Raw genomic sequence first — 13,541 nt, 5'->3', positions numbered from 1 at the left:
GTTTTACGTGTAATAATTCTCGTGATTTCCAAGGAGGGAAGGTATGGATAACTTAATAACAGTCCGGGATATTAATTTATTGAGAGAGGAAAATCCAAAGTTTTTTTCGTTTTCGCTTGCTATTATGGTAAAAATAATTAAATTGGGTATCGAGAAAATAGATGCAGTAGAGATTTTAAAAGAGCCTGTAATAAGTAGATCATTGGAATTTTTGAATTTAGATATGAGAAATGTGTTCTCGGAATGGTTTACTAACTTGAGCGAGCAGGAGTTGATGCTAATTAGAAACTATGCTATTCATTATCTAGAAGATGAAGATGTTATTATAAATGAACAAGCATTTTTAATTAATACGGATGAAGAAAGAAAAAAAATGGGTGCTGTGTTTACCCCAAAATGGTTGGCAAATTACGTAACGAAAAGAGCAATTTATTACTGGAATGAAAATAATAAATCCTCCCTAGAAAGGGTAGGAGATTTAAGTTGTGGTCCCGGAATATTTCTTACGCAGCTGCAGAAGTATACTGGGCAAAATACAAAAATTTACGGGGTAGATTCCAATCCGGAGTATGTGTTCCTAGCTAGTTTATTGAGTGGAAGCGAAGAAAGGGCATTTTTAGAGTGTGCTGATACATTGATAAATTTGGCTCCAGAAGAGCAGTGTGATTTATTTTCTCAAGTGTATCAAACTCCTTCAAAGGATTATGATATAATCGTTGGAAATCCACCATACGTAAGTTCCAAAACAATTTCATCTATCTATAGTAATCATATTAAAGAATTATATGGAGATTATATTGAAGGAAATTATGATTTATCAGTTCCTTTTATTGTACACACCTACAAGGCTCTAAAAGATAATGGAATAGGGGCATTGATAGTATCTAGCAAATTTATGCATTCGAGATACGGAAAAAAAATATGTGAATTGCTAGCCAAAAATACGAAAATACTAGAGATTATAGATTTTGGGGATGGACAAGTTTTTAAAGGTAAAACTACTTATGTATGTGTAATTATTTTTAGCAAACAAAAACCAAGTATTAAACATGAAATTAGAGTTTTAAAATTTCCACTTGGATTAAAGTGGGGCAAAAGGGATACTTACTTTAAAAATGCTCTTGAAGAGAAGATACCTCAAATTCGTTTAGAGAAACATCCTTGGGATTTGAGTACAGGAGTTTACCAAAGTATATTATATAAAATTCAAAGTAATCAAGATCTCCCGAGTTTGAACGATATTTTTCCAAAGATAACACAAGGTATTAGAACTGGTGCAAATGATGTATTTATAATAAGTAAAGAAGAAAAGGAAAACTTTGAGGAAGATATATTGTTGCCTTTTATTGGTGGAGAGAATATAAGGAGATGTAGGATAGAAGAGCCTACTAAATATTTAATATATCCTTATTATTTAGATAATAATAAGAAAGTAAAACTTATAGACGAGCATGTACTTAGGGAATATTTCCCTAAAACATGGGCATATCTACTAAAAAATAAAGAAAAGCTAATAAAAGGAGTTAAAGATAATAATGTTTCGTGGTACGGTTATAGTCGCTCTCAAAATTTAGATATTCATAGTTATAAGAAGATTTTGGTTCGAGAAATGATGCCATCTGCTCAGTTTGCAGCGGATACAGAAGGAACATATAGTTTCGGTTCAGGATATTCCTTGATTGGGGGACCAGAACTAACAGAAACAGATTATAAAATGTGGGCCGCTATATTAAGTACCCCTACAATGGAATTTCAATTGAGATTAATAGGAACTTCGCTTCATAGTGGATGGTTTAGATTGTTGAAGCAACATCTAAAACAAGTAAAACTTGTACAATTAGACGCAAAAGACACTGGGAAAGCTATCAAATTGGCTAAGAAAATCCATAAAAATCCGGATAATAATCAATTTATTGAAGAATTAGACGAATTAGTAGCAAATGCTTTTGGGTTAAGTCAGGAGATGAGAGAAGCTATAAAAAAATATTTACAGCAAGCGCATGAGGTATCAGAACCAAGATCTAAAGTTTCTAAAAAGAAAAATACTATAGCTCATAGTGTAGAGGAAAACATAGATATAGTAGATGAAACAAAATATCCTGAGCTAAGTAATGAGCAAAGGGAAAAATATCTACCCGTAGAGATAACTAAATATAACTCGCTCCATGTTGAGAAACCAGAACTAAGGAAATTAGTTACTTTTCAAAAAAATAAAGAGGGCATTCCAATTCATAATTGGTATAAATACACCCAAGGTTTTTCTGCTGACTTGATTGAATACTTGTTGGATGAGATGGGGATAAAGAGGAATAAAGAGACTAAAGTTTTCGATCCATTTGTAGGAAGTGGGACAACTTTATTATCCTGTAAATATTTAGGTATCCATTCTTTCGGCGTCGATATATCACCTTTAATGACATGGATTGCTAATATAAAAATACAAAACTGGAAAGTAAATGAACTAGAAGATCTGTTGAACGATCTGAGTAAGGCACAAATAGCGCCGATAAGCGATCCAACATTGCTTTTTAACGACTACTTGAAAAAGGCTTATGAACCAGAGATACTAAATCAAATTGTTGGTTGGAGAAAATGGATTGACAATTTACAAACCAGTGATTTAAATAAAGATTTTCTTTTACTTGGTCTGATAAGTATACTAGAGGATATAAGTTTAATTAGAAAGCATGGTTCTCATTATAGATATTTAAATAAAACAGAAAATGTAGGTGTCAGCAAGTTAAACATTAAAACAATTAGTAGTGATACAGATATAAAGCCTATTCTTTTAAAGAAACTAACTAGGATGGTTAGCGATATAAAGGAGCTAAATTTATCAACAGAAGTTACTTGTCGAGCTTATAATATGAACTCAAGGTTTAATGTACCACGTGATGAAAAAGCAAATGTTGTTATTACCTCACCGCCTTACTTAAATCGTAACAATTATCTATCGCAGCAAAAAGCAGAGTTAAGTATATTAGGATTGTTAAAATCAGAAAGTGATTATAAGGAGTTAGTAAAAAAATCATATCGTTCCCACGTTGAAGCAGAATTGGATAAAGAGGCTAAGTGTTCCATACCAGAGGTAAATAAGATTATAGAAAAAATCGATTTATCTGATAATAATAATCCTAAAATACCTAACATGGTAGCTGGGTATTTTGAGGATTTAAAATCTACATTAATGAATATACGTACGTTACTCGAACCGGAGGCAAAATTGGCCTTTGTAGTAGGAAATAGCAGATGGGGAGGTGTTGTAGTACCGGTTGACCATCTTTTGGGGCTTATAGCAGAAAGATTAGGATATAATGTAGAGAAAATACTAGTAGCAAGATATAAAGGAAATAGTCCTCAGCAAATGAAGAAATATGGTAAGATACCTGTCAGGGAATCTGTTGTAATATTGAGTTGGAAAGGCTAAAATAAAAAACGAGACTTTTGAGGTCTCGTTTTTTTATATTTTTAATCTACTTGGTACCCTCTAGAAGCCATCCAGTCTCTCCATCTTTCTTCAAGTTCAGTTTGATCAGTGACACATTCTAATTCTAATAGTTTTTTTATAAAATCGCTTTCCGTTAAATTGAGTTCTTCATCAACTAGGGAGTCTGCAGCAAATAAATAATCATACCCAGCCCATTGAAGCATATGTATATATTTTAATGGGGTTTTTTTAGTTACTCCCCAATCGCCGTCTAAAATTCCAATCCATATATAGTCCTTTGGACGAAGAACAATATTTCCATCTTGGATAGTTCCTCTATAAAATAAACTCCGAGCAAGTTGCTCCTTTGTTCTGTTTTGTATATTTTTCCCGTGTCTGTCTCTTCCGCCACCTGTTGATTTTGATTGTATGAATACTGGTTTATTCTCTTTCTTAGAGAATAAGATAAAATCTTCACCCACTTTAGTGTTATCTACTGGTATATCATCGTGGACTTTATTTAAATGGTGTATTAATGAAGGAACATCTTCATCTTTTGCTAGTCCACCTTTATAAGCCAGTTTGTATTTTTTTAATAGCAATTCAATTGCAGCTTCAGCAGGGTTAAAGTATGAACGAGATTCCCAAAGTTTATCCCAGTCTTCCCTTTGATAATGGGTCCATTCTTTCCCACTTTTATTGCGTGTCCTCAAGGACAATTTATGAGCTTCTGTCATACAATGTTTAAAAATTTCGTTGCTAATATCTTCTGGAAGTTCTCCCTCACATCCTATACTTTTAATATGTTCCCACATATCGTTACGTAAGTAGGAATCAATAGGCTCTCCTTTATAAAGTTCAATTGTTTGCCACTCTTCATACAATTTCCTCCATACATCTTGGTGACGAATTTCAATTGAGCTTGGATCTTGTTTTATTTTTAGTATTTCATCCTCAAAATTTTCCTCCCATGCATAGATAACTTTGTCATAAAAATACTTAAAGGCCTCTAAAACATATGGCAACCAAGTATTTTTGTTTCCCCCTATAACTAAGACCGCTTTAATATTAGGATACTTTCCTTTTAGCAACATCAACTCCCCTAACTTTAATTGAAGCTTATTTTCATTACTATGTCCGGGCTTATCAGGTTTACAATATGTAACAGAAACAAAGACTTCAGGATTGTTTACGTTGGGGTAACAGCAATCTACTTGTAGGTCATACTTTATTGATTCATTTTCATAATAAACTACTCGCCCGCTCTCCCATCCTAGGGCATTTTTTACATTTTTTTCGAGTGATGGACCGAATTTTTGTACATATTTTAGACTATTGCTTTGACTCAAGTAACTATTACTCTTCATATTACAATCCCCCTAATATTTTAATCCAAATTAAGTTTATATATTTTGGATAATTATGTAAACACCTAATTATTGATGAACGTGTTACAAAATGCATAACCAATGAATAAATGCACATAAAAAATCCACCACCTTGGAAGTAATATACAGTGACCAAAACCAAGTACCAATATGTGACAGGAGGACCGACGGTGTTGAAAAAATCTTTATTGAAATGCTTTTTTTTTGAAAACGTATTTTTTCCATTGATTCCTTACGAAAATTAGTACGCACCCTGCAGCGTTTTCGCTGTTTTCAACGGACTTGCGGGTTTGGTGAAGTCCCTCATCTTTCTATGTTTTCCCACGCGGCTTGGTGTTCTTCGTACAGCTTTTCTCGAAGAGCGTGGCTGATGTATCCTTTGGCGAACAGTGACAGTGGAGTGAGCCTTTAAAAGTAGACAGTATAAATCGGGAAAAAGATGTCCATACAGAAGACAGGAAGGAGCCGATGAACATGTCGAAAAAACAAAGAACTTACAAAAGCTATTCTTCAGAATTGAAGCTGGAAGCCGTTCAAAGAGCCTTGGCGGGGGAGAGTGTAAAAGTCATTGCACATCATCTTGAGATTACAGATCCTGACTATATTTATAAATGGATAGATCAGTATGAAATGTATGGGGAAGTAGGACTAAAACGAAAAGTTAGAAATCATCCTGAAATGGACAAGGATTTCATCATACGAGAACTAGAGATGGAGAATGAAATTTTAAAAAAGTATCTGCAAATTCTGAAAAGGGAGGGAAGACAGCGAAGTTCAAAGTAGTAGACGAGCTCAAAACAAAATATCCAGTCGTTAAAATATGTGAAAAACTACAGATTTCAAAATCTGGTTACTATAAATACTTGAAAACAAAGGGTAAGAAGAAAAAAGAATCTAAGAAAGACCAACAATTAAAAGAATATATCTCTTTGATTTTCCATGAACATAAAGGGAGATATGGATATCGAAAAATTCACGCAGTGTTAAACAATCAATATCAACTACCTGTAAGTGAAAAAGTTGTACGTCGACTGATGAGAGAATTAGGATTAAAATGTCAATCTCGCATGAAACGAAAACAGCCAGTCAAAGTGAAAAAAGCAACTTCCGCTGGATATATTTATGAAAATCTATTAAAAAGAAACTTTTCCACGACACGTTTGAATGAAAAATGGGTCACAGATGTCACGGAAATTGCCGTGGAGGATAAAAAGCTATTTGTTTCTGCCGTTATGGATTTACACAACAATGAAATTATCGGGCATCAGATTTCATCAACACACGATGTTCAACTTGTGGAAGATTCCCTATTGTATGCATTAGAAATCAGACACATCAAGGACTCTTTAATCCTTCATTCAGATCAAGGAATGCCATATCGATCAACAAGATGGAAAACGCTGATGGATACATTTTCAATCACACCAAGTATGTCGAGAAAAGCGAATGCGCTTGATAACGCATGCATAGAAAGCTTTTTCTCCTACCTTAAAACAGAGATGGAACAGGACTTGCGACGTACGAAAAGTGTGGAAGAGGCAACACAGCTTATCCATGATTACATTCGCTATTACAACCACCAACGGATACAAGGTGTTCTTCGTTATCAGACACCGACTCAATATGCAAAGGCTAGTTAACAACGAGCACCAGTGGGCTATATTTCCTCCTTCTCGTCTTACCAACCTCTCCTCAGAACTCCGTGGGGCTGTCAAGTGCTCTCCTTGACAGTTTCACGGGGTTCTGAGACACTAGGAAAAAGACGAGAAAAGGAAAGGAACCAGAGCTTTACCACTCTGATTCCTTCACGTGAACTGAATTTATACTGTCTACTTTTCGGATCGCAGTGCACAGGCACTGAAAAGCAGGTTCGTTATAAAAAAACAGCATCACATTTCGATCGTTGAATTATTGCTTTCTTGTCTTTCACTTTTTTTACGGAAATATGTGGCCACAATCGGTCCAGAGATGTTATGCCAAACGCTGAAGATCGCACTTGGAACAGCGGCAAGCGGAGAAAAATGTGCTGTCGCCAATGCAGCGCCAAGTCCAGAATTTTGCATGCCGACCTCAATGGAGATCGCTTTTTGTTTCGGTTCGGACATTCTTAGCAGCTTTGCAAGCCAATAGCCGAGCAATAATCCAAGCCCGTTATGAACAACGACGATCAGGAAAATAATAAACCCGCTTTTCGCAATCGCCTGCTGATTCAAACCAACGACAGCAGCCACGATAGCCACAATGGCAATAACCGAAACGAGCGGAAGAATTTGAACGCTCGCTTTTACTTGCTTTTGAAACATCATTTGAACGATTAGTCCAAGGATAATAGGAATAAGTACAACCTTGACAATGGACCAAAACAGAGCCCCAGCTGAAACGGACAGCCATTTTCCTGCAAGCAACAAAATGAGCGCTGGTGTCAAAATCGGGGCAAGCAATGTTGACACGGATGTAACAGCAACCGAAAGCACTGTATCTCCTTTTGCCAAGTATGTCATAACATTTGAAGCGGTACCCCCCGGACAGCAGCCGACAAGAATGATGCCGAGCGCTACTTCACGTGAAACGGGCAATAAGGTAGCGAGTAAAAAGGCCAAAAGCGGCATAATAAGAAATTGGGCAAGTACTCCAATGAGCACTTCTTTCGGGCGTGTGAAGACTTCCTTAAAATCGTTGGCCGATAATGTCAGTCCCATCCCGAACATGACGATACCAAGTAATGGTACGATGTAAGGAGCGATCCATGTAAATGCTTGTGGCTCAAAAAAAGCAAGAGCCGCGAATAATAATACCCAAATTGCAAATGTGTTGCTAACAAAGTTGCTGAATTTTATAAGAGCTCCCATCTTTCCTTCTCCTTCCAAACGATGATGTAAAGAATATTATATATTTATTATTCAGAAAATTCAAATTGAAATTATCTTAATCCCTTTTATTCTTTTATTTGATAGATTCGCTCCGGTCTTCCTACGGAGCCGTACGATATATCAGCCGTAACAAGGGAGATAGACACAAGATATTCTAAATATCTTCTTGTTGTTGTTCGGCTCGCCCCGATTTGTTTCCCTACCTCTTCAGCTGTCATTCCATTGTTATTTTTCTTGATGATAGCTATTACCTTATCAAGTGTTAAACGGTTGATTCCTTTAGGAAGGTCTTCATCGATGCTTTCTTTGTTTCCTTTCCCAATCAATTTATCAATTTCATCTTGATTAATCGTTTCTTTTTCATCCATTAATCGATTCATTGTATGATAATACTCTTTATATCTGTTTAATGTCTCTTTAAATCGATCCAACATTACTGGTTTAATAATATAATCAAAAATACCTCCATGTATCGCTTGCTTTAAAGCTTCAATTTCTTTCGCTGCAGTAATCATAATGACATCAATGTTTGTAAAATTTTCTCTAATCCATTTCAGCAATTGAAGCCCTGACATATCAGGAAAATAAATGTCTAACAAAATGAGATTGGGCTGTAAGATTTCAATTTGCTCTTTTGCTTCCCATTCATTCGTTGCAATTCCAATGACGGCATAACCAGGCACTTTCTCTACAAACCGACGATTAATTTCGGCAATTCTCTTATCATCTTCAACAATTAAAATTTGTATAAGTTGATCGTTTTCGTTTAACACCATATATCCCTTAACTCCCCCTCATTTTTCAATATTTTGGAATAACAATTGTGAAAATCGCACCTCCTTCAGGGCGTGTATCAAATGTAAGATATCCATTTAAAGTTCCCAAAGCCTTTTTTACTAAATCAAGTCCATATCCTCTCCCTGTTGCTGCTTTCGTAGAAAAACCTCTCTCAAAAATTTTCTCGCGAATCTCCTCGGAAATACCAACACCCGTATCTTCCACCTCAATAATTAAATCTTTACCAAGATCTGTTAAAAATACTGTAACTTTTCTATCTTTTTGATGATTTTGTAAAACGGATTCCATCGCATTATCAATAATATTTCCGATAATGGTCACAAGGCTATCTCGGTTAATTTTTTCCGGGACGTCTTTGAAGCTGCTTTCACGATTAATATCAAATTCGATTTTTAATTCATTAGCCTGATTGAATTTGCCAATTAATAATCCTCCAATAATTGGATCAGGGATTTCATTCATAATAAATCGAATTAAATTTTGTTGAATGTTCGATTCTTTTGTAATTAATTCAAGCGCATCATCGTATTGTTCCAGCTGAATAAGACCTGAAATTAAATATAATTTATTAGAAAATTCATGTGTTTGTGCCCGAAGTGCTTCAGCATAGCTTTTCACTTGTGCAAGTTCCTGAGTTAGTTGATAAAACTCCGATTTATTTCGAAACGTTGAAACAGCACCGATGACAGCGCCGCTGTTGTCAACAATTGGGATACGATTCGTAATCACAATTTGTTCTCCTACTAACATTTCATCATCATATTCTACCTTCCCAGTCTTAATAATTTCCAATAGTCTTGAGTTTGGAACGATATCAAGAATATGTTTTCCTACAATATCTTTTTCAGGTACATTTAATATCGACATTGCTGTCGGGTTCGCCATCGTAATCACTCCATCGGCATTAATCGCGACGATTCCTTCCCTTATTGCCTCAAGGATTGCCTGTTTTTCTTGATATAGCAATCCGATTTGTTTTGGTTCTAAACCGTGAATGGCTTTTTTCACTCCACGCGCAATCACAATGGAACCAATCACCCCCAATGTCAATGCAATAATCCCGGTCATCAAAACTTTCAATTGGTACGACCATGTGAGCGCATGGACATCTTCAATCAGAAAACCAACGGAAACAATCCCAATGACATTTCCGGCATCGTCGAATATAGGCGCCTTCCCTCTTATCGAAGGTCCCAACGACCCTACTGCCTCGCTAACAATCGCTTTTCCTGAAAGAGCAGCACCATTATCCCCGCCGACCATTTTCTTGCCGATTCGTTCAGGAATGGGGTGAGAATAGCGAATTCCTTCCGTATTGCCAACGACAACAAATTCTGCCCCGGTTCTCTGACGAACTTTTTCAGCATATGGTTGTATCATGTTCGATGGCTTCGTCTCTTTAAATGCATGTTTAATAGTTGGACTGGAAGCAACCGCTTCTGCCACGCTCAAGGCCCTTAAGCCGATTTGTTCCTTTAAAGCAACTGATAACATATGCTGGAATAACAACTCTAAAAATAAAATGACGAACAGAATGAGTGAACATATAATGAAAATCAACTTGCTTTGTAGTTTCATAAGCTCCCCCGGATGTTGAATAAATGAAAGAAAGACTAGCTACCTAAGGCAGCAAGTCTTTCTCCTTTTCTTATGCTTCTTCGCTAACAACTAGCGTTTTTCCTCTTAATTTAAGTAAAATCGGTACAATAATCCATAAAAGAGCAATGATAATGAAAGCAAAAGAAATTGGCTTTTCGACAAATACCATAAAGTCGCCGTTTGAGGCAGTCAGTGCTCTTCTCATGTTATTTTCAATCATTGGTCCAAGCACCAGTCCGAGTACAAGCGGTGCGAGCGGAAAATCGTTAGAAGCTAACAAATAACCAGCTAAACCGCAGCCAATTAAGAGAAGCAAATCAAATGTCGTTACTTGAACGGCATATACACCAAAAATAGAAATAGCAATAATGATCGGAATTAAATACTTCGGAGGTGTTTCGATAATCTTTGCAAACACTTTTACTAAAGGCATATTTAAAATCAATAGCATGAGATTTCCAATGAACATACTTGCAATTAATCCCCAAGCAACATCTGGATGCTCATCAAATAAAAGCGGACCGGGCTGTACGTTATACATAATGAGTGCTCCCATTAAAATAGCAGTTGTTCCTGAACCAGGGATTCCGAGTGTTAATAAAGGAATCATCGCACCGCCAGAGGCTGCGTTATTGGCTGACTCAGGAGCAGCGACTCCAGCAATCGCCCCTTTTCCAAATTTCTCAGGATTTTTACTGATCTTTTTCTCTAAAATATAGGAGAAAAAAGAAGCAAGCGTAGCTCCAGCGCCTGGTAATACACCAACGAAAAACCCTAACAAAGAGCCACGAACGATGGGCCCTAAACTTTCCTTCAATTCTTGTTTCGATGGGAGAATTCTACCAACTTTAGCAACTTCTCCTTCATTTTGTTCTTTATGAAGAATGGCTTTAAATACTTCACCGAGTGCAAACAAACCTACAGCGATTGTGAGAAATTCTAAACCGCCATAAAGAACAGAAATATCATACGTAAACCTAGCCACACCAGATACTGCATCAATCCCGATTGTCGAAAGTAATAACCCAAAAACTGTCATCATCCATGCTTTTGTCATCGAATTTCCCGCAAGTCCGCTCACAGCAGCCAACCCAAGCAGCATGAGTGAAAAATACTCAGCAGGTCCAAATTTTAACGCAACTTCAGAAAGCGGTTTAGCAAGAAGTGTAAGTGCAATGAGCGCTACTATTCCAGCAAAAAACGAACCAATTGCCGCAATGGAAAGAGCTGAGCCCGCTCTTCCTTGCTTCGCCATCTGATAACCATCTAATGTCGTAACAACTGAAGAAGATTCACCTGGTGTATTTAATAAAATGGAAGTCGTTGAACCCCCATACATCGCACCATAATAAACACCGGCAAGTAAAATAATCGAACTTGTTGCTGCTTCAGCTGGCTCTAATCCACCTGTCATTGATGCGGTTACAGGGATTAACAAAGCAACTCCACTCATCGGTCCTATACCTGGTAATACCCCAACAGCCGTCCCGATTAATACACCTATGAATGCAAAAAGCAGATTGTGCGGCAACAATGCCGTTTGAAATCCTTCTAACAAGAAATTGATTACATCCATCTTCCTCTCCCTCCTGTTTAACTAAACCAAACTGGCCATCCCGGTAAAGTTCCTTGCAAAATTTCTACATATACATAATAGACGCCAAAGGAGAACGCTCCTGCTATGAATACCGCTCTTAACAAGTTTCCTTTTTCCATCGTTTGAAATCCGATGATAAGGAAAAGAAAAGTCGTTATCACATATCCGACTGGTTCAAGCAAGATGGCATAAAGAATAGCGGATGCTAAAATAACGAGAAATTTTTTGTATTGCAACTTCTTTTTTGAAAAATGACCAGCCGTGTACTTTAACGTTTCGAGTAAAAGCTTGATGCTGAGCAAAACGAGAATCAATCCTAAAAGAAAAGGAAACACATTCGGGCCTACATTACTTCCATAAGCACTTTTAGAAATTCTAAAACTCTCCAACATAAACGCTGCGCCAATCATAAGAAATATGAGGCTCGCGTAACGATCAAACGTTTTATTCATCACACACCCCTCCTTCACCATAATGGAAAAAGAAAAGGCTGACCGATGACGTGTCTCGCACAACCACAATATATAAGACACTTACTAAAGCTGTCCTTATATATGGTGAATGTGAGGTCTGACACTTTCCTTCAGGTCAGCCCCTGTATGTTTTTCCTTATTTCTTCATTCCTAAAGCTTTCAACATGTCACCGATAAGCTGTTCCTGTTCTTCTAAGAATTTCACGAAGTCTTCAGAACCTTTGTATTCTGCCTGCCATCCATGATCTTCTAATTCCGCTTTCCACTTTTCGTGTTCAGAAAGTTTTTTCAGCGTATCCGTCCAGTATTGCTTTGCCTCTTCTGACATTTCTTTAGGACCGAAAACACCGCGCCAAATTGTAAACTCTGTATCGATTCCTAGCTCCTTCATCGTCGGAACATCTTTTAAATCTCCTTCAAGACGTTCCGGAGAAGATACGGCAAGCACTTTCACTTTCCCCGCTTTCAAGTATTCCCCTACGGCAGATGCGTCTGTTGCAATTACATCGGCATTTCCGCCAAGTAGCGCTGCGATCGCTTCTCCTCCACCGTCATAGGAAACATATTTAACCGTCTTTGGATCAAGGCCTGACTTATAAATTGGGAGAACGGCGATTAAATGATCCATTGAACCTGGTCCAGAGCCGCCCGCTACTGTTACTGACTTTGGATCTTTCTTTATTTCCTCAATTACTTGCTGCAAAGAGCTAAATTTTGAATCAGCCTTTACAACAATGGCTCCATAATCTTTTGTTAATTGGGCAAGCGGTGTTGTATCTTTGTAACCAAACGGGCTATTCCCTTCTGCCTTTAAATTGTTAATAATGATTGGCGGAGAATTTACAAACAATTTGTAATCATTCTTTTTATCTTGAGTAGCGTATTCCGCCATAAACACAGTTCCTCCACCGCCAGGTTTATTCTCAACTGTCATCGTCTGCTTAACAAGTCCTGTCTCATTAAGCGCTTTCGTTAATGCCCTAGCCGTTAAATCCCATCCTCCTCCTGCACCAGAAGGAGCAACAACGACAATAGGTTTTTCAGGATAACTTGATTTGGATGTTGAAGCCTTATTAGCTTCGCTGCTTCCACATGCAGTGAGCCCTAAACTGAAAATTCCAGCCATAAAAAGTTGCAGCCATTTCTTTTTACTTTTAAACATACTTTTTACCCCCTTAATTCAGCTTATTGATAACGCTTACACTCTTAACGGAATTATATCAAGAATATTCAGAATTAAAAGATTATAAAAATAAAAAACATTTTGTTCATTAAGTTCATAAGATTACAAAAAAAATTGTTCTTCTGACGGTATTTGTCCGAAAGATTAAGAGATATAAGCAGCTGCAGAAGGCTTATACTTTTTGCTTTCACCAAGATGAAGCTCGT

Annotated in this window: 9 protein-coding genes and 2 pseudogenes; 4 read left to right on the top strand and 7 right to left on the bottom strand. The window is 37.0% G+C overall.

Annotation, left to right across the window (positions count from 1 at the left end; translation table 11 throughout):
• Positions 1-43: 43 nt before the first annotated feature.
• On the top strand, positions 44-3,427 hold the full coding sequence (locus NSQ23_RS02355; RefSeq protein ID WP_339172682.1) for an N-6 DNA methylase: 3,384 nt from the start codon (positions 44-46) through the stop codon (positions 3,425-3,427).
• A 41-nt stretch (positions 3,428-3,468) separates the two neighbouring features.
• On the opposite strand, the gene NSQ23_RS02350 is transcribed toward NSQ23_RS02355, so the two are convergent.
• On the bottom strand, positions 3,469-4,794 hold the full coding sequence (locus NSQ23_RS02350) for a hypothetical protein (RefSeq protein ID WP_339172679.1): 1,326 nt from the start codon (positions 4,792-4,794) through the stop codon (positions 3,469-3,471).
• A gap of 149 nt (positions 4,795-4,943) precedes the next feature.
• On the opposite strand from NSQ23_RS02350, the pseudogene NSQ23_RS02345 reads away from it, so the two are divergent.
• From NSQ23_RS02345 to NSQ23_RS02335, 3 genes and pseudogenes are all read left to right on the top strand, one after another.
• Positions 4,944-5,149, top strand: a pseudogene (locus NSQ23_RS02345) (transposase); the annotation flags it as partial.
• 140 nt (positions 5,150-5,289) lie between these two features.
• Entirely contained in the window at positions 5,290-5,598 is a 309-nt protein-coding gene (locus NSQ23_RS02340; protein ID WP_035049899.1) for a helix-turn-helix domain-containing protein, read from the top strand.
• A gap of 29 nt (positions 5,599-5,627) precedes the next feature.
• A pseudogene (locus NSQ23_RS02335) lies at positions 5,628-6,455 on the top strand (IS3 family transposase); the annotation flags it as partial.
• A 249-nt stretch (positions 6,456-6,704) separates the two neighbouring features.
• Here the strand turns inward: NSQ23_RS02335 and NSQ23_RS02330 are convergent.
• The 6 genes from NSQ23_RS02330 to NSQ23_RS02305 form a co-directional block, all read right to left on the bottom strand.
• Entirely contained in the window at positions 6,705-7,664 is a 960-nt protein-coding gene (locus tag NSQ23_RS02330; RefSeq protein ID WP_339172675.1) for a bile acid:sodium symporter family protein, read from the bottom strand.
• Positions 7,665-7,750: 86 nt separating this feature from the next.
• Positions 7,751-8,461, bottom strand: coding sequence for a response regulator (locus tag NSQ23_RS02325; RefSeq protein ID WP_192948726.1), 711 nt, complete (start codon positions 8,459-8,461; stop codon positions 7,751-7,753).
• A gap of 25 nt (positions 8,462-8,486) precedes the next feature.
• Positions 8,487-10,061, bottom strand: a complete 1,575-nt coding sequence (locus tag NSQ23_RS02320) for a sensor histidine kinase (protein WP_339172672.1) — start codon at positions 10,059-10,061, stop codon at positions 8,487-8,489.
• Between the two features lie 70 nt (positions 10,062-10,131).
• Positions 10,132-11,658 (bottom strand): tripartite tricarboxylate transporter permease, encoded by a 1,527-nt coding sequence (locus tag NSQ23_RS02315; protein ID WP_339172669.1) that lies wholly within the window; start codon positions 11,656-11,658, stop codon positions 10,132-10,134.
• Between the two features lie 17 nt (positions 11,659-11,675).
• Complete coding sequence (locus NSQ23_RS02310; protein ID WP_339172666.1) at positions 11,676-12,131, bottom strand: tripartite tricarboxylate transporter TctB family protein; 456 nt, start codon at positions 12,129-12,131, stop codon at positions 11,676-11,678.
• A 157-nt stretch (positions 12,132-12,288) separates the two neighbouring features.
• Positions 12,289-13,314: a tripartite tricarboxylate transporter substrate binding protein gene (locus NSQ23_RS02305; RefSeq protein WP_339172662.1), complete on the bottom strand. Its 1,026-nt coding sequence runs from the start codon at positions 13,312-13,314 to the stop codon at positions 12,289-12,291.
• Positions 13,315-13,541: the final 227 nt, after the last annotated feature.

This window comes from Anoxybacillus sp. FSL W8-1294 (genome assembly GCF_037965005.1).
Classification (GTDB): domain Bacteria; phylum Bacillota; class Bacilli; order Bacillales; family Anoxybacillaceae; genus Anoxybacillus; species Anoxybacillus flavithermus_G.
Note: the sequence above shows the minus strand (reverse complement) of the source record. Positions and strands in the feature narration are given on the sequence as shown.

Excerpts from the sequence above, each read along its gene's own strand:
- NSQ23_RS02355 (WP_339172682.1), top strand. The coding sequence starts at position 44 with ATGGATAACTTAATAACAGTCCGGGATATTAATTTATTGAGAGAGGAA.
- NSQ23_RS02350 (WP_339172679.1), bottom strand. The coding sequence starts at position 4,794 with ATGAAGAGTAATAGTTACTTGAGTCAAAGCAATAGTCTAAAATATGTA.
- NSQ23_RS02340 (WP_035049899.1), top strand. The coding sequence starts at position 5,290 with ATGTCGAAAAAACAAAGAACTTACAAAAGCTATTCTTCAGAATTGAAG.
- NSQ23_RS02330 (WP_339172675.1), bottom strand. The coding sequence starts at position 7,664 with ATGGGAGCTCTTATAAAATTCAGCAACTTTGTTAGCAACACATTTGCA.
- NSQ23_RS02325 (WP_192948726.1), bottom strand. The coding sequence starts at position 8,461 with ATGGTGTTAAACGAAAACGATCAACTTATACAAATTTTAATTGTTGAA.
- NSQ23_RS02320 (WP_339172672.1), bottom strand. The coding sequence starts at position 10,061 with ATGAAACTACAAAGCAAGTTGATTTTCATTATATGTTCACTCATTCTG.
- NSQ23_RS02315 (WP_339172669.1), bottom strand. The coding sequence starts at position 11,658 with ATGGATGTAATCAATTTCTTGTTAGAAGGATTTCAAACGGCATTGTTG.
- NSQ23_RS02310 (WP_339172666.1), bottom strand. The coding sequence starts at position 12,131 with ATGAATAAAACGTTTGATCGTTACGCGAGCCTCATATTTCTTATGATT.
- NSQ23_RS02305 (WP_339172662.1), bottom strand. The coding sequence starts at position 13,314 with ATGTTTAAAAGTAAAAAGAAATGGCTGCAACTTTTTATGGCTGGAATT.